We start from the raw sequence: 16,920 nt of genomic DNA on the forward strand, positions 1-16,920 counted from the left end.
CTTTTTTTAGTCTTCTTGCAATTCCAAAGCTCTCTTGTAAGTATCGAAGATGGTTTTCATCAATATGCCACGCAAACCCTGTTGTTCGAGGGAATATATACCTTCTATGGTTGTACCTGCTGGAGAAGTCACGATGTGCCTAAGCTCGCCGGGGTGTTTTGCTTCGTGCTGGAGTAGCTCGGCAGAACCTTTCATAGTTTCCAAAACTAACTTCATTGCAACTTCGTACGAAAGCCCGAGTTTCATGCCGGCATCTACCAACGATTCTATTATCACGAACACGAAAGCTGGGCCACTTCCACTTAAGGCTGTTACCGCTGGAAAGAGATGTTCATTCACTTCTACAAGCTTTCCAAACGGTAAAAGCAACTCTTCTACTTTTTTCTTTTCAACCAAGGATTTTTCATCGTACGATATCCCGATGACACCTTTCCCTATCGAAATCGGGATGTTTGGCATGATCCTTACAACACCCTTTCCAACATAAGAAGATATTTCGTTTATCGTAAGACCAGCAACGGTGCTTATCAAAATTCTGTTGCGAGAATGTGGGATCCTTTTTAGAGCTTGCAAAGCGTCTTGTGGTTTAACACATAAAAAGAGAATATCCACCTCAGGCAGTTTTTCAATGTCTAGATAAGTATTAGCGCGCCCTTCATATTTCCTTATCTTTTCGATATGACGGTTTACGAGATGAAGTTCATGACCCTTTTCAATGAGCAAATCTGCAATTATACTTCCGATATTTCCAACTCCTATTATTCCAACTTTCACGATTTCACGTCCTTTCTTAACAAAAATCTCCGCGCGAAGGCGGAGATCTTCGTTTTTTACTTTTACTTCTTTAAAAGCAAAGATAAATTTCCAAACTTGAGGAATAATTCGTCCAAACTCTTCAAAAATCCCAATCGATTTCTTCTCAAATCCTCCCTAGTTGCCATCACGAAAACGTTGTCAAAGTATTCATCAATGAGGGGCTTAAGCGATTTTAACTTTTCAAACGCTTCATCATAACTTAAATGCCTTAAATCTTCTTCGACTTTTTGCTTTACTTCCAAATAAGCATGAAAAAGTGGTTTTTCGTTTTCTTCAAAGAGCTCAACGTGATATTCAGTGGAATCATGTTTGCTGGAAATGTTGTGTATTCTCGTGTAAGCCGTTATGAAATCTTCGAAATCTTCACTTGACTTGTATTTTTCTATACTTTGCGCCGATAGACGAGCTCTCAAAGGCGTACTCCAAAGTTCTAAAACAGCTTTTGTCACATCGAAAGATATGGAATAGCGTTCTTTCAACAGAACTTCCAATCTTCCCTTGAAGAATTCTCCCAACTCTTTCCATGGTACTTCGCTTTTTAGAAAGAATTCCGTTATCTTTCCTTCTTCTTCAACATCTATATCCCATTCGAAATCGTTCAATATTCTCAAAACACCAAAAGTGTTTTTTCTTAAGCCGTACGGATCTTTGGAACCAGACGGAATCTCGTTTATGGCAAAATTTGCCACAACCGTATCGAGCTTATCTGCAAGCCCTATTATGGCTCCTATTGTATCAGTTTGAATGTTGCCATCCAGTCCGTCAGGCATGTATTGTTCTTCTAGGGCAAGTGCCACACGTTTGTCTTCGTTGAATGAAGCGTATATCCTTCCCATTATGCCCTGCAATTCGGGAAATTCATATATCATGCTGGTAGCTATATCGGCTTTTGAAAGGAACGCCGCTCTTTTCACCAACTCCAGATCCCTTTCACCGAAGCCCAACTTCTTTGCAATATCCGTTGCGATGGTTGTTATTCTGTCTGTTTTGTCTTTTAGCGTGCCGAGCCCTCTTTGGAAAGTTATACCTTCAAGTTTAGAAACGAACTTTTCCAAAGGAACGGCGGTGTCTTCTTCGTAGTAAAAGAGGGCATCTTCCAAACGCGCGTTTATAACACGTTCATATCCCTTTCTAACATTTGCGCTTCTTTGAGCGGGACCATCTTGAAAAGCCACGAACTTCGTCGATATTTTCTCATCTTCTTTAGTCACGAATGTTCTTTGATGATGGCGAAGAACGGTTTTCAAAACAGGCTCTGGAAGTCCAACGTATTTTTCCTTGAATTCTCCCACAACAGGTTGAGGGAATTCCGTTATCAAGGAAATTTCATGAACCAACGTTTCATCTTTAACCACATTTAAATTTGTTTGATCTAAGGCATCTTCGATCATCTTTTTTCTCTTGTTTATATCTATGATAACCGCATTCTTTTCCAAAAGGCTCTTGTATTCATCTGGATTGCTTATTTCCACTTTCTTTGACAAGTATCGGTGCGACTCAGTTTGATTGGAAGCCGTTTTGCCTAAAAAATCAAACTCGACTATTTTTTCATTCAGCAAAGAAACAACTGAGTGTAAAGGGCGAACGTACTTGAATTCTCCGTTTCCCCATCTCATCGCTCTTTTGAATTGCAAGCTGGCTAAAACCCCAGGCACGATCTCCCTTAAGACTTCAGAAGCTTCTTTCCCTTCAACGTGCTTGTTCAAGAAGACGTATTTTGTTCCCTTCACGTCAACTAACTCGATCTCATTTGGAGAAGCGTTGTTAGACCTTAAAAATCCTTCCAGGGCTTTTGAAGGTTGACCATCTTTGTAAGCGATCTTTTCAGCCGGTCCTCTTTTTTTCAAGATGACGTCATCTTGTTTTGGGCTAAGATCATGTATGAGGAATCCGAATCTTCTTGAAGTTGCAAAAGTTTCTATCTTCCCATGTTTAAGATTAGCCTGGTTTAAAGCGAGATCCATTTTTTCGCTTAGAGTGTTTAAAATCATGTCAATATCGGCGGGGGGCATTTCCTCCAAGAGGAGTTCAACCAAGTATTCACTCATCGATCTTTACCTCCTCCAAGAAAGTGGTAGCACATTTTTTTGCCATGTTTCTTATCTTTCCAATGTAATTTTGACGATGTGAGACGGATATGGCTCCCCTCGCATCAAGAAGGTTGAAAATGTGAGAAGACTTCATCACCTGATCGTAGGCAGGCCTGTACAATTTCATCTCTATGAGTTTTTCAAACTCATGAGAGTGTTTTTCGAATAAATCAAACAGCATCTCAACGTCTGCCACTTCAAAATTGTATTTTGAAAATTGTCTTTCGTTTTCCAGATAAAGATCACCGTAGGTGGTGAAATCGTTCCATTTGGTATCGTAAACATTTTCAACGTCTTGAAGATACATGGCAATTCTTTCAAGACCATATGTGATTTCCAAGGGTGTGCGCTTCATTTCAACCCCGCCGAATTGCTGGAAATAGGTAAATTGCGTTATTTCCATTCCATCTATCCAAACTTCCCAACCTATTCCCCACGCTCCGAGGGTGGGCGATTCCCAATTATCCTCCACAAATCTTACATCGTGCTCTTTTATGCCTAATCCCAATTTTTCCAACGATTCAATGTAGAGTTTTTGGGATTCTTCTGGCGATGGAAGCAATATAACCTGGTATTGCAAAAATCTTTGCATTCGGTTGGGATTCTCTCCATAACGACCATCTGTCGGTCTTCTACACGGTTGAACGAAAGCAACTTTGGCGTCTTCTTGTTTAAGAACGGTGAAAAAAGTGGACGGGTGAAATGTCCCCGCGCCCACTTCCATATCGTAAGGTTGATCTATTACCGCTCCCTTATCTGCCCAAAATCTGTCAAGGGCGAATATCAACTCTTGAATGTTCACGGCTTCATCCCTTCGTTTCTCAAAACGGTTGCACATCTTTCACATAAAGTGGGGAATTCTGGATCTTTTCCAACACTTTCTGAATATTTCCAGCATCTTTCACACTTCAAGCCAGGCGCATGTTCCACTTTTACTTCTATATCTTCTGTATCCCCTGTTTCGTTTGAAAGTGTGGCCTTCGAAACTATGAATATGTCGGCAAGTTCTTGCTTTGACAAAGTGGACAATAGTTCTTTCATTTTCTCATTTACTTTAAGCGTTACAGCCGCTTCGAGAGGATGTCCAATATGTCCTGCTTGCCTTTCCGATTCAAGGGCTTTCAAAACCACGTCACGGACTTCCCTTATCTTTTCCCACTTTTCCATAAGGGACGTATCCAGTTCTTTCAATTCTGGCCAAAGTGTTAGATGGATGCTTTCCATCTTTTTAAAGGGTAATGAAAGGTAAATTTCTTCCGTTGTGAATGGAAGGATTGGAGCCATGAGTTTCAAAAGCCCCATGCCTATTTCGTAAAGCACCTTCTGTGCCGATCGTCTTTGTAAAGACGTTTTTCCAGAAGTGTACAACCTGTCTTTCAATATGTCAAGATAGAAAGCGCTCATATCAACGGTGATGAAATCGAATATGGCGTGATAAACCTTGTGGAAGTCGTACTCGTCGTAGTACTTAGTGACATCTTTTACGAGTTTGTAGAACATGTTCAGAGCGTATTCGTCTATTTCCATAAGTTCTTTCACATCGCTTTGAGGATCGAAATCGGCGATGTTTCCAAAGATGAAACGCAAAACGTTTCTTACCTTACGGTATCCATCTACCTGTTTTTCAAGGATACCCATTGAGACTTTCACATCGTTTTTGTACTCCGTTGAAGAAACCCACAATCTGAACACATCTGCACCCATCTTCGATACAACATCGTTTGGATCTATCACGTTGCCAAGAGATTTTGACATCTTTCTGTCTTTTTCATCCCTTATGAAACCGTGAGTAACGACCGTTTTGTATGGAGGAACGCCATCTCTTATCATGCCGAGCAACAATGAGGATTGGAACCAACCACGATGTTGGTCGCTGCCTTCAAGGTACAAATCAGCGGGATACCAGCTCTTCGGTTTCAGGACAGATTCAAAAGATGAGCCAGAATCTATCCAAACATCCATAACGTCGTACATCTTTTCAAAATTCGTTCCACCACATTCCGGGCACTTGTAACCTTCTGGCAAGAGTTCCTCCGGTTTAGCGGAGAACCAGATGTTGCTCCCCTTTTCACCGACCAATTTCGCCACATGTCTAATTATTTCCGCGTCCATGACAACTTTTCCGCAATCTTTACACCTAAAAGCCGGTATAGGCATTCCCCAATCGCGTTGCCTGGAAATACACCAATCAGGCCTATCGCTTACCATTGAGGAAATTCTGTTCTTTCCCCAACTTGGTACCCATTGAACCTTCTCTATAGCGTCTAACGTTTTTTCCCTAAGATTTTCTTTATCTATGGATATGAACCATTGTTCTGTTGAACGGAATATCAGTGGGCCATGACAACGCCAACAATGTGGATAAGAGTGCGTAAACAATTCTTCCGCGACCAAATCTCCAGATTTTTTCAAGTCTTCGATTATAACGTCGTTTGCTTTGAAAACGTGCATACCACCGTATTTTGGAAGATCTTTTACGTAATAGCCGTAATCATCAACAGGTGAAAAAATTTCCAAGCCGTATTTTTTCCCCGTTTGATAGTCTTCGGCACCATGCCCCGGTGCGGTATGAACGGCTCCCGTACCGGTGTCTGTTAAAACGTAATCTGCCATGACTATGGGCCTTTCCTCTTTGTATATCGGGTCCAGTAGGGTTTCCAGTTCCAATTCCGAGCCTTTCACCGTGCCAACTACCGTCCACTCTTCGATCTTTGCCTTTTTCATGACGGTTTCAACCAACGCGGATGCTATCACCCATATTTCGTCTCCAACTTTTACCCTGGAGTACTCTATTTCAGGGTTAAGCGCAACTGCCCTGTTGGCAGGCAAAGTCCAAGGGGTGGTCGTCCATATGATGACGTATTCATTCGAAAGATCCTTGAAAGCGAATTTCACATATATGGCTTTGGAAGTATCTTCTTGATATTCAACTTCTGCTTCGGCTAAAGCCGTATGACAGTGAGGGCACCACATGACCGGTTTGTTTTCACGGTAAACCATTCCCTTTTCAACCACATCCGCGAACACTTCGTATATACCCTTTTCGTATTCTGGGTTCATTGTCAGGTAAGGCTTTTCCCATTCGCCAAGTACGCCCAATCTTTTAAATTGTTCCCTTTGAATGTTAACGTATTTTTCTGCGTAACTGGCGCAGGTTTTGCGTATATCCAGACGAGACATGTTTTTAGCCTTTTCGCCCAATTCCACGGACACCTTATGTTCTATCGGCAAACCGTGTGTGTCCCAACCAGGAATGTAAGGCGCGTCGTAGCCTCTCATAGTTTTGTACTTTATAACTATGTCTTTCAACACCTTGTTCATAGCTGTTCCAACGTGTATATTTCCATTAGCGTAAGGTGGTCCATCGTGTAAAATGAACTTCGGAGCTCCTTCTCTCGCTTTTCTTATTTTTGAATAGAGATCTTCCTCTTCCCACTTCTTTAAGAGCTCCGGTTCTTTTGAAACCAGATTTGCTTTCATCGGTACGATCTTCTGGGGAAGATTCAACGTGTCTTTGTAGTTCAAAATTACACCTCCAACAATTTCTTTATGGCATTTTTAAGCTGACTTAAATCGGAAGATTTAACAACGTAATCATCTGCGGCCCAGCTTGATAGATCACTTTTGTAATGGCTGTAAGCGGTTAAGAGTATTATCTTGACGTTCTTCTTCATCTCCCTTATCTTTCCCGCTGCTTCTAAGCCGTTCATATCAGGCATTTCTATATCTAAAGTGATCAAATCTACGTTATTTGAGGACAAAAAATCAATTGCTTCCTTTCCATTTGATACAGTTTTCACTTCGTAACCTTCGTCTTCAAGCTCTTCTTTTATCAGCATTCTCATCGCTTCTTCGTCTTCTACAACCAATATCTTCGCCATCTATATCATCCTCCTTCAACTTTTTTTAAACCCTTCGGTATTCTCACGATAAAAGTGGTCCCGCTTTCATCGCTGTTAGCCTTTATCTTACCCTTGTGCTCATCTTCTATTATCTTCTTGCATATCGGAAGCCCTAAACCCGTTCCATGAGTTTTCGTGGTGTAGAAAGGCTGAAATATCTTTTCAAGCTTGTCTGGTGGAATGGGTAAACCATTATTCCAAACTTCAACTATTATGTCATCGTCTGTTTCCTGTGTTTTTATACGTATTTTACCCGCTTTTTCGTCAACTGCTTCGATCGCATTTTGTATCAAATTCATGATAACTTCTTTGAAATGGTTTGCTTCTACCATTGCTTTCGCTTCGTTGGCTGTGAAATCTAATTCTATTGATATGGACTTTTCCTTTGCTTTTTCTAAATAAAGTTGCATCGCTTCGTTTATTATATCGTTGATCGATCTTTCTTCAAAGTTTGAATTAAGGTTAGACCTGCTGAATTCAAGAGTTTGATTTACCAAATTTTCCAATCTTTTTGTTTCGCTGAGTATTATATCCAAATACTTCTTCATCTTTTCTTGTTGCGCTATCCTTATCGCTCTTTGAGCAAATCCTCCTATGGCAGACAATGGATTTCTTATTTCATGCGCAACCCTTGCCGACATTTCTCCAAGCACCGCCAGTCTCTCTTGAGTTCTGAGCTCTTCTTCCATCATATGCTCTTTCGTCACATCATCGAACATCGCTATGTAGCCCATGATCACATTCGTTTCTTTTTCAAACAGAGGAGAAAATTTTATGTTTAAAAACATCTCTTTGTCTCGAAGCTTCAAATTGTATTCGCTTAGAGTTATCGTTTCTTTAACCGTGTACACCTTTTCTGCCACGTTGAAGATATCAAAGAATTCAGGACCTAATATGTTTACCGTTGAATTTACGACTCTATCTTTTGGAAAATTGAAAAGTTCCTCGCTTTTCTTGTTCCATTCCAATATCTTGTTTTCTCTGTTCACAACAACAATGGCAACGTCTAAATTTTCTAGAACGTTTTGCGCAAAATCTTTAAAATATTCAATGACCATCTTTTGTTTTTCAAGATTTGCGGTTTTTTCTTTCAATTCGTTGTAGCTCTTTATCGATTCTACAGTTAGGCCAACACTTTCTGAAAATATCTTTAACATTTCTATCATATCGTCTGTTATGGGCTTAGAGTTGTACTTATTGTCTAAAATGACAACTCCGTAAACCTCGCGTCTTCCTATTAAGGGTACACAGACGAACTCATCAACTTGAAGGAAATTCAATAGATCCATGAATTCCCTTCCCCTTTCCCGAGCCAATATCTTGGTAACGTGAACAACTTTTCCCCTATTTACCACCCTGTCGAATATGTAATCGCCAGTATAGGAAAAATTTTTTCCCCTGGCTAAGCGTGTCAATTTACCATCATCCTGGACTATCAAAGCCTCTTCACGTAAATATTGTGAAAAATCAGCGTACATGCTCTCGCGTTTTTTTGCCGCTTCCCAATCTTTTGATACTTCTTCATCTGAAAATGGACCGAGCCATTCTTTGGCCTGAAGTATTTTATTTTCTTCATCTTTTTCTAAAAATAAAGCTCTGTTGAAGCCAAATCCCATTCCGGATGTGAGTCCTATGAGCATGATTTTGTAAACATTTTTTATGTCTTGCGAACTTTTCATCGCTTTCATTATTTTCTGTAAGGCGTTTAGGAGCCTTACCTGTTCTTGTTGATGGCTTATATACTCTTTGCTTTGCTCTTGAAGCCTTTTCAGAGTTTCATTTTCTCGCTTAAGCTTCAAATAAAGCTCTATCCTGCTGCGAGAAAGCATTATCCTATTTGCCACGCCGGCAAGAATTGAAAGATCAAATTCGTCGAAATGTCGATAAGGTCTGTAAAAATCGGTATTTCTTCTGTTGAAAAGGATCATAACGCCTATTAGTTTTCCGTTTTGCATTAAAGGAACGGCTATGGTAGACTTTATCTTAAAATTGAAGACGTCGTTTGAGACTCTCGGATCGTCCTTTGAAGAAGTCGAAAGAAAGGGTAAAAGATGTTTAGCTATCCAGCCTATTACACCGTGATCGTCTTTTACACGTCTTCTTAATATTTCGCCTTCTGAAATTCCATTCACGTACGAAAGAACAAATTCATCTTCACCAATCAACCATATGGTACCCTTTTCGGCATTCAATATCTTCACAACGAAATCTAAAACTTTTTGATACAACGTGTCAAAATCCATCGGCATGGAGTTCAACATTGAATCCAAACGTTCCAAAGTTGAAAGTTTGTAAATTACGGCCCTTTTGGTTTCTGCGTTTAAGCAGGCTTTCAATATGAGGGCTATTCGAGCGAGAAAGTCATCAGCAGGCTTTTCACCTTGTATGAAAACCACACCAACAAGTTCATTTTCGTTTATGTAAAGTGGTATTGCGCTTTCGCTATCAGACAGATAAGATTTCAAATCTTCTTCGATTTTTTCACTTTCCAATTTTATTTTAAGTGGTTTTTCGTTGGTGTCTGAAGACATAAGTCTCAATTGTGCGTGATCCTTTTCGTAGACGTAGAGGCTAACCTTTTCTGATTTGCTAACATCTTTTATGAGCTCAGTCAAGGAAGAAAGCATTCCATTTAACGTGCCCTTGCTGAGTATTTTTATAAACCTATCTCCCAGTTCCGCCAAATATTCTCTCGAATTCTTTCCGAATTCTTTCAACATGTGTACCACTCCAATAAATTTTTCCACAGTTAGGGCAAACTTTAAAATTTGTGGCAGTAAGGTAAACTCTTTCTGGTATTCGGTCTTTTACTTCCTCAGCCGTAGTTTTAACCAAAATGGCATTGCATTCCGGACAACGAGTAAACATCCGGGAATTTTGAAAAATAGAAAATCTTTTTTCCAATTCAACAAGCTGTCTTTTCCATTTATCTTCGAATATCAAAAAGGAATCTCCCGGATAACTTTCCCATCTTTTTCTTGAACGCGTTAAAAGAACGCGCCCTTTTTCAGACTCACCGTTCCACTTTTTGGTGTCAAAACCCAAAAGTCTGAGTTTTCTCATCAACTTTCCTAACGTGTCATCGCAAAAGAACTTCATTACTTGTTAATTATATCATTAAATGGGCTTTCCTCAGCGCAGATAAAAACTCAAAAAGATTGCTTTTAAAATATAAGAATGAGGGTATCTAAAATCAATTTGAAAAGTGTAAAAATTCCGGCATTTAAGCCGGAATAAAAGCTGCCGGAATGAAAATTTACAACGATTGAATTGATTTTAAGGTTTCACTATTTCGTTGTCGATCAGTCTCGCTTTTCCCACGTAAGCGGCTGTTGCGACGATCACTTTGGAATTTATTTCCGTTACGGGTTGAAGCGTCTCTTCGTCGACTATTTCGAAGTACTGAACACGAACGTGAGGATGTTTTCTCATAATGTTTATGGATTCAAGGCGTATTTTGTGCGCGTCTTTTCTGCCTTTTTTTATCTGGCTGACGGCATACTGCAAAGCTTCGTGAAGGGCAAGCGCATCTTTTCTCTCTTGCGAAGAAAGATAAACATTTCTGGAACTCATCGCCAGGCCATCCTTTTCCCTGACTATGGGCATTTCAACCATTTGAACATCCATGTTTAAGTCTCTTACCATCCTCTTTAAAACCCTGAACTGCTGCGCATCTTTTTGTCCAAAGTATGCTTTCGCCGGTTTGACTATGTTGAACAGTTTGTTCACCACTAACACCACGCCGTCAAAATGACCTGGACGGTAATAGCCGCAGAGGTGATCGGTGAGTTTGGATACATGAATGGAAGTTGAAAAATCTTTTGGATACATTTCATCTACTTGTGGGACGAAAACGTAATCAACTTTTTCTTTTTCCAACAAGCTGTAATCGCGCTCTAAATCGCGCGGATAGGCATCCAGATCTTCATTGGGCCCGAATTGGGTTGGATTTACGAATATGCTTACGACCACAACATCGTTGTCTTTTCTCGCTTTTCTTACAAGTGAAAGATGTCCCTCGTGAAGAAAACCCATGGTTGGAACGAAGCCAACTTTTTTTGAAGAATAATCCTTCGCAATTTCCTTCATCTCATCAACGCTATTGACGATTTTCATAATCATCTTCCTCCTCACTCATTCTCTTTTCAATCATCTTTCTCAAAGTCTTGGCTATTTCGCTTTTTTTCACAAAACCTATCTTTTCACCATTTTCGTATATAACTCCGCCGCTTTTCGTTCCAAAAACCGCTATATCCGCGTCGCGCGCCTCTCCAATGCCGTTGACAAGGCAACCCATCACCGCTATTTTCAGATTTGCTTTCATGTCGCCAATTTCCTTTTTAACTTCTTCAGCCAGCTCTTCAACGTTTATCTGTGTTCTGGCACATGTTGGGCACGCAACGACTTCCACTTCGTTTGACTTGTGTACCGCTCTCAACAAGGCTCGTGCCACATGAACTTCTCTCACCGGATCACCGGCAATGGATACTCTTATGGTGTCCCCTATCCCTTCGTATATGAGATGACCGAGCGCGAATGAAGATTTCACGACGGCATCTTCGTATATGCCGGCTTCGGTTACGCCGAGATGAATGGGATAATCGGTGAGTCTGGAGAGCTTTTCATTTGCGATAAGCGTTTCCACCGCGTCAGAAGATTTAACGGCTATCACTATGTTATCAAAGCCAACATCTTCCAACTCTTTTACCTCGTCCATTGCACTTGCAACAAGCGCATCTGTTCTGTCTGGGTATTTCAAAAGATATTGTGGATCTATCGAGCCCATATTAGCCCCCACCCTTATTGGAACATTACGTTCTGCCGCGACGCGCGCAACTTCTTCGACTTTCCACTTTTGCCCTATGTTTCCGGGATTTATTCTAACTTTGTCAACTCCCGCTTTTATCGATTCTATTGCCACCCGGTAATCGAAGTGAACATCGGCGATCAATGGAACGTCCACCCTCTTTTTTATCTTTTCAAGCGCATGAACACACTCCAAATCGTACACGCTCAAACGCACTATTTCGCATCCAGCCTCTACAAGGGAGTTTATCTGCTTCACCGTTTCTTCCACGTTTTTTGTATCTGTATTCGTCATGGATTGAATGGCAATGGGATTGTTTCCGCCGATCGCCACATTCCCTATCTTAACCACCTTTGTCTTCTTCATGTTCAAATTCATCCTCCAAATCTAACGATATCCAAGTAAGTTATGTAAACGAAAAACGCCATCAGCAGAAAGAACCCAACGGTATGAATGTAGCCTTCTATTTCTGGGTTTACCCTCTTTCCCGTTACCATTTCTATAACCGCAAAGACTAAATGACCTCCGTCAAGGGCTGGCAACGGTAGAAGGTTAACCAACCCGAGGTTTAAAGTTATGAAGGCTATCAACGTAAAGAGCATTTGCATGCCTTCGTTTGAAGCCTGTCCCACCATTTTCACAAGACCAACCGGGCCAACGAATTGATTCAAGGCGTTCTTCGTTTTAAAGATACCTGCAAGAAATACCAACATTTTGGTGAATATCCTGTTCGTACGTATGACACCGTAAACGGCCGCATCCCACGCTCCTGGATACCAATTCTTGTAAGCCGGATAAGTTGCGACCGAATTCAAAAAGGCTTTGAATTCATTCCTGTCCAAAATGATGTCCTTTATGTCATTTCCACGCTTTACTTTCAGAATCACGTTGCCATTTGAATGAAATCTTTGGGCCGTGAGTATTTTGTTTTGATTGGTTACCAAAAGAACTCCATTTGTAGATGCCACGCTGGCAACAAAAAGGGCGTTTTGGAAATTGAAGGAAGTATCGCATGGAATTCCATCTATCGAAAGAATGACGTCTCCCTTTCTAAGTTTTGTAGTTGGATCGACAGATGCGATTTTGGATGAGAACATGGCCATGTAGATTCCCATCTCTTTCGCCCTTGGAATCTTTTGATACGCAACAACGGTGCCCGTGGAATTGTTGGAAAAAGTCAGCACGCTACCGTTTGAGAGATTCTCAAAATTTCCCTTTGCCAGAGAAAATTCTCCACCTTTCGGCACACTCGCCGAAGATGATACCACCAAAAAGTATTGAGGTCCTATTTCACGGGTTACCAAAGATGTCCTGTGTACTTTTCCATTTCGTATGTATTCAACGTTTATATCGTTTTGTCCCTTGACGAACATGCTAACTTCTGTGGGAGAAAGGATGACGTGTCCGTTGACGGATTTCAAAACGTCTCCAGATTGAAGACCCGCTTCTGCCGCCGGAGAGTTCGGAACGACCCAGTCTATCTGTACTTGCGGAAATCCCCAGATCAACGATACGACCATCATGAGGGCGTATCCGGCAAGGATGCTGAAAAGCGGACCGGCAAAGACTATGAGAAACCTTTTCCACGCTTTTTTGGAATAGAGCAATCTATCTTTTGGAATTTCCTCTAAATTCGAGTCGTTTCCCATTTCATCAGGGTTATCACCGGCCATCTTGACATATCCACCAAGAAGGATGGGTTTAAAGCAATACTCGGTTTCTTTCCCTTTTATCGAAAAGAGTTTTGGACCAAAACCTATTGAAAATTCCGTGACGTACACTCCAAACATCTTTGCGAATATGAAGTGCCCGAACTCGTGAACCATCACTATTCCAACCAGTATTAAAATGAAATACAATATCGTCAGCGCCATCTTTTTATCATCTCCCTGGCTATTTCACGCGCTTTTGTATCCACATTTTCTATCTCTTCGTAATTGTTCAAATTTTGCGGCCATTCATTTTGAAGAACCGCATTCACCACTTCGTAAATTTGGGTAAAACGTATTTCTTCTTTCAAAAACGCATCAACCGCGATTTCGTCGGCAGCGTTGTAAACCACCCTTGCGCCATCTCCCGTTTTCAAAACTTCGTACGCCAGCTTCAAAGCCGGATACCTTTTGTAATCCGCTTCTAAAAGTTCCATCTTTCCAAGGGGAGAAAACGGTTCGAAGATTTTCATCCTTTTCGGGTAATTCATAGCGTACGAAATGGGAATTCGCATGTCCGCCCGCGAAACGTGCATTTTAAAAGTTCCATCTTCCAGTTCGATCATAGCGTGTATCTTTCCTTGCGGATGAACCATAACCCCTATATCATCCGCTTTGAAATGAAACAAAAAGTGCGCTTCCATCACTTCTAAACCTTTGTTGAACATAGTTGCGGAATCCACCGTTATACGCGCGCCCATTCTCCAAACGGGATGTTTTAAAACTTGTGAAGGTGTAACGTGCTCTAATTTCTCAAGTGGAAAGTCTCTCAACGCACCACCGGATGCCGTTAAGATGATCTTCTTAACTCTGGATTTTTCACCATCCAAAAGCTGGTAAACGGCACTGTGTTCGCTGTCGACGGGAAGTATTTCGCAATCGTTCTTTTCCACTTCTTTTAAAAAGAATTCGCCTCCAGCCACGATGGATTCTTTGTTCGCCAAACAAAGACGTTTGGCGTATTTTGACGCCGTTAAGGCGTGCTTTAAACCCATAAAGCCGGAAACACCAACCACAACCTGATCTGGGCGCGTCGAATACAACAATTCTTCTATCGCGTTTTCGCCACAAAAATCTATTTCATCGTCTTTAACACCGCTCAAAGCGGTTTTCACTTTTGGAAAGCGGCGCTTGATCTTCAAAAGTTCATCCTTGCTTACGTTGGCGCTTACGCCGACAAGTTCGAAATCTTTTAACTTATCTACGACATCTAAGGACATTTTTCCTATGGTACCAGTTGCCCCTAAAACCACTATCTTCACTTAAAAATCACCCACTTCTCGATCCATTCAGGAAGTTTAACTTTTGTTTTTTCATAGAAATCGCTTTTATCCTTGAAAGGTCTTTTCAAGGCTATATCGCTTAGCGCCTTTTTTCCAATTCCCGGAATCCATTTTAACGCTTTCAACTGTATATCATTTAGATTTATCGGTATTTGCATAGCCGTTAGAGAACGTTGCCCATGGCTTACCACAACACAATCAACGTGTTCGTGTAAAGGCAACGGTGCGGGAATACCAACCAAAATGGCGTACGTTCCAATCTGTCTGCCGTATGAAACGTTCCCCTCAATCTTTTCAACGATCACATCGCGCAAAACAGTCCCAACGGGGAAGACCTTTTTCAGCATGGGATGATCGAAATTCTTCCTCAAAGAGTACTTGAAATGCTTGTAAAGACCTTCATTTACGCGTGGAGGTTTACCCTTTAGCAAAGTGTACAAGGGAGTATCTGGAAACGCCATCGCTTTGCGCACGTTAACCCTTCTAACCAGAAGCCCTGCGTCCAATATTTTCATCATGGAATCGTAGTTTATCTTGTAGGTTTCTTTTCTTTCTCCAAAAAGGCCAAAAAGAATGTTTATGCCGGGAAGAATCTTTGGGACGCCTTCAACTCTTGTCGCACCTATCGAATTCACCATTTCTAAAACTTTGATGAAACGCTCAAACGTTATTTTCAGGTTGTTCATGCGAATAACCGTTGGATCAAACGACTCCACGCCCATTGAAAGGACATCGCCCGGAGTGTTGTTTTCGACTATTATCTTTAAGACTTCTTGAGAGTCTTTCAAGTTCGAATATATGTATCCCGGATTGGCGTTGTCTGTGTGAAGAGTTTTCAACTCTGGTGCAACTTCCCTTATGCCACGATAAAGCCTGGATATGGCATCGATGTTGGGTTTGATTTTTCCATGATAAGCGAAAATGTTGGAAATTCTTCCAAGCCGAAAGTGCTTTGCCCCATTTTCATAAAGCGCTTTCACTTCATGGATAACATCTTCAACATCTCTGGAGACGAATTTACCCCATAAAGGTTCCGTACAAAACGAACAATGCGTTTGCCTTTCGCATCCCATTCCGAGTTCTATCTCGCAAAAAACGTCTGGAAAATTGGGATGCTGTTGAAGTATTTCGGCACTTCTTTCAACGGTTTTATCTATAAGGCCATACCTTGAAGAGGGCCATTTCTCCTCACATAAAGCCTCGTAAAGCTTTATTTCGTAATTTTTCCATAATTTCAAGTCGTAGCCTTCAAAGGAATTGCGTTTTGCCACTATCCCGCCACTTCTATCAACGGCGTATTCGGCCATTGATCCTATTAACACTTTAAAATGGGCGCGTGAAGAAGAAGCTATTTTCTGTGCCTCTTCAACGGTCATGGGAATTCCGCCAAGATAATTGCCAGGTACTGTAACTCCTCCAATCACGATCAGCAAATCGTGAAAGGGAAGTTCGCCATTTCTCACCTCATCTATGGTTTTATAGATAACATCGTATCCACACATTCGTGCTATTCCAAAAGCATATCTCGAATACGCCGAAAGATATGGAGGAACTCCAAATTGGGCAGGTTCATCCACGTATCCGTCTATCAAAAGCGCTTTCAAACGAAAATCTCCTCTTTTTTCCTGTATTGAAGGGCTTCGGCAAGGTGAGCGGTGGATATCTTTTCTTCGCCTGCCAGGTCAGCGATCGTTCTGGCAACCTTTAAAGTCTTTTCCATCGTTCTTCCACTCAGTCCCAACTTTTTCGCCGCAGTCTTGAAGAAAGCTTCTTCAGCGTCTCCCAACGTGCAGAAGCGCTTCACTTCTTTCGCGGTCAACTTTCCATTCTGTTTGCCAGATCTCTTGAATTGTATTTCAAACGCATTCATAACGCGTTCTAAAATCTTTTCAGATGGTTCTGCATCGCTCATAGATGCGTACTTCGCGTAATCAACGTGTGGAACGTCCACAAATATATCCATTCTGTCGGCAATTGGTCCTGAAATTTTCTTGTTGTACCTTACTATTTCATTAAAAGAACAGGTACAGTGGTGAACGCCATCCTCAACTCCATACCAACCACAAGGACAGGGATTTTGCGCGCCGATCAACAAAAAGCGCGCTGGATAGGTGTGGCTTTCCTTCACGCGTGAAACGGTTACAACCCCATCTTCAAGTGGTTGCCTTAAAGCCTCAAGAACATCCCTTTTAAATTCTGGCATCTCGTCCATGAAAAGAACTCCGTTGTGAGCAAGTGTTACCTCGCCAGGTTTCGCCTTTGCGCCTCCTCCAATTATGGAAGCGGTTGAAGCGCTGTGATGCGGGCTTCTGA

General features: G+C 41.4%; 13 protein-coding genes. All 13 read right to left on the reverse strand.

The window, feature by feature from the left end; genetic code table 11:
- Nucleotides 1–6: 6 nt before the first annotated feature.
- Nucleotides 7–774, reverse strand: coding sequence for a pyrroline-5-carboxylate reductase (gene proC, locus ACXJIN_RS02260; protein ID WP_456399176.1), 768 nt, complete (start codon nt 772–774; stop codon nt 7–9).
- Between the two features lie 62 nt (nt 775–836).
- Complete coding sequence (glyS, locus tag ACXJIN_RS02265; protein ID WP_456399177.1) at nt 837–2,864, reverse strand: glycine--tRNA ligase subunit beta; 2,028 nt, start codon at nt 2,862–2,864, stop codon at nt 837–839.
- Nucleotides 2,857–3,708, reverse strand: coding sequence for a glycine--tRNA ligase subunit alpha (locus ACXJIN_RS02270; RefSeq protein WP_036223237.1), 852 nt, complete (start codon nt 3,706–3,708; stop codon nt 2,857–2,859). Before ACXJIN_RS02270 ends, glyS begins: the two co-directional genes overlap by 8 nt.
- On the reverse strand, nt 3,705–6,431 hold the full coding sequence (gene ileS, locus ACXJIN_RS02275) for an isoleucine--tRNA ligase (RefSeq protein WP_456399178.1): 2,727 nt from the start codon (nt 6,429–6,431) through the stop codon (nt 3,705–3,707). Before ileS ends, ACXJIN_RS02270 begins: the two co-directional genes overlap by 4 nt.
- Before the next feature lie 2 nt (nt 6,432–6,433).
- The gene (locus ACXJIN_RS02280) at nt 6,434–6,787 is read right to left on the reverse strand and encodes a response regulator (RefSeq protein WP_456399179.1); all 354 of its coding nucleotides are present in this window, start codon (nt 6,785–6,787) and stop codon (nt 6,434–6,436) included.
- Nucleotides 6,788–6,792: 5 nt separating this feature from the next.
- A complete protein-coding gene (locus ACXJIN_RS02285; protein WP_456399180.1) occupies nt 6,793–9,528 on the reverse strand; it encodes an ATP-binding protein in 2,736 nt (911 codons plus the stop codon).
- The gene (locus ACXJIN_RS02290) at nt 9,473–9,871 is read right to left on the reverse strand and encodes a Mut7-C RNAse domain-containing protein (protein WP_456399181.1); all 399 of its coding nucleotides are present in this window, start codon (nt 9,869–9,871) and stop codon (nt 9,473–9,475) included. Before ACXJIN_RS02290 ends, ACXJIN_RS02285 begins: the two co-directional genes overlap by 56 nt.
- A gap of 213 nt (nt 9,872–10,084) precedes the next feature.
- Nucleotides 10,085–10,924: a pantoate--beta-alanine ligase gene (gene panC / locus ACXJIN_RS02295; protein WP_456399182.1), complete on the reverse strand. Its 840-nt coding sequence runs from the start codon at nt 10,922–10,924 to the stop codon at nt 10,085–10,087.
- Nucleotides 10,908–11,981, reverse strand: a complete 1,074-nt coding sequence (gene ispG / locus ACXJIN_RS02300) for a flavodoxin-dependent (E)-4-hydroxy-3-methylbut-2-enyl-diphosphate synthase (protein WP_456399183.1) — start codon at nt 11,979–11,981, stop codon at nt 10,908–10,910. Before ispG ends, panC begins: the two co-directional genes overlap by 17 nt.
- A gap of 8 nt (nt 11,982–11,989) precedes the next feature.
- Nucleotides 11,990–13,489, reverse strand: coding sequence for a site-2 protease family protein (locus ACXJIN_RS02305; protein WP_456399184.1), 1,500 nt, complete (start codon nt 13,487–13,489; stop codon nt 11,990–11,992).
- Entirely contained in the window at nt 13,480–14,586 is a 1,107-nt protein-coding gene (gene dxr, locus ACXJIN_RS02310) for a 1-deoxy-D-xylulose-5-phosphate reductoisomerase (protein WP_456399185.1), read from the reverse strand. Before dxr ends, ACXJIN_RS02305 begins: the two co-directional genes overlap by 10 nt.
- Nucleotides 14,583–16,211 carry a radical SAM protein gene (locus tag ACXJIN_RS02315; RefSeq protein WP_456399186.1) on the reverse strand — a complete coding sequence of 543 codons (1,629 nt, stop codon included), beginning with the start codon at nt 16,209–16,211 and terminating at the stop codon, nt 14,583–14,585. The genes dxr and ACXJIN_RS02315 overlap by 4 nt, the downstream gene beginning before the upstream one ends.
- Nucleotides 16,208–16,920: ATP-binding protein (locus tag ACXJIN_RS02320; protein WP_456399187.1), on the reverse strand; the 713-nt coding region annotated here is incomplete at its 5' end. The genes ACXJIN_RS02320 and ACXJIN_RS02315, both read right to left, overlap by 4 nt.

Source organism: Mesoaciditoga sp., from assembly GCF_054006115.1.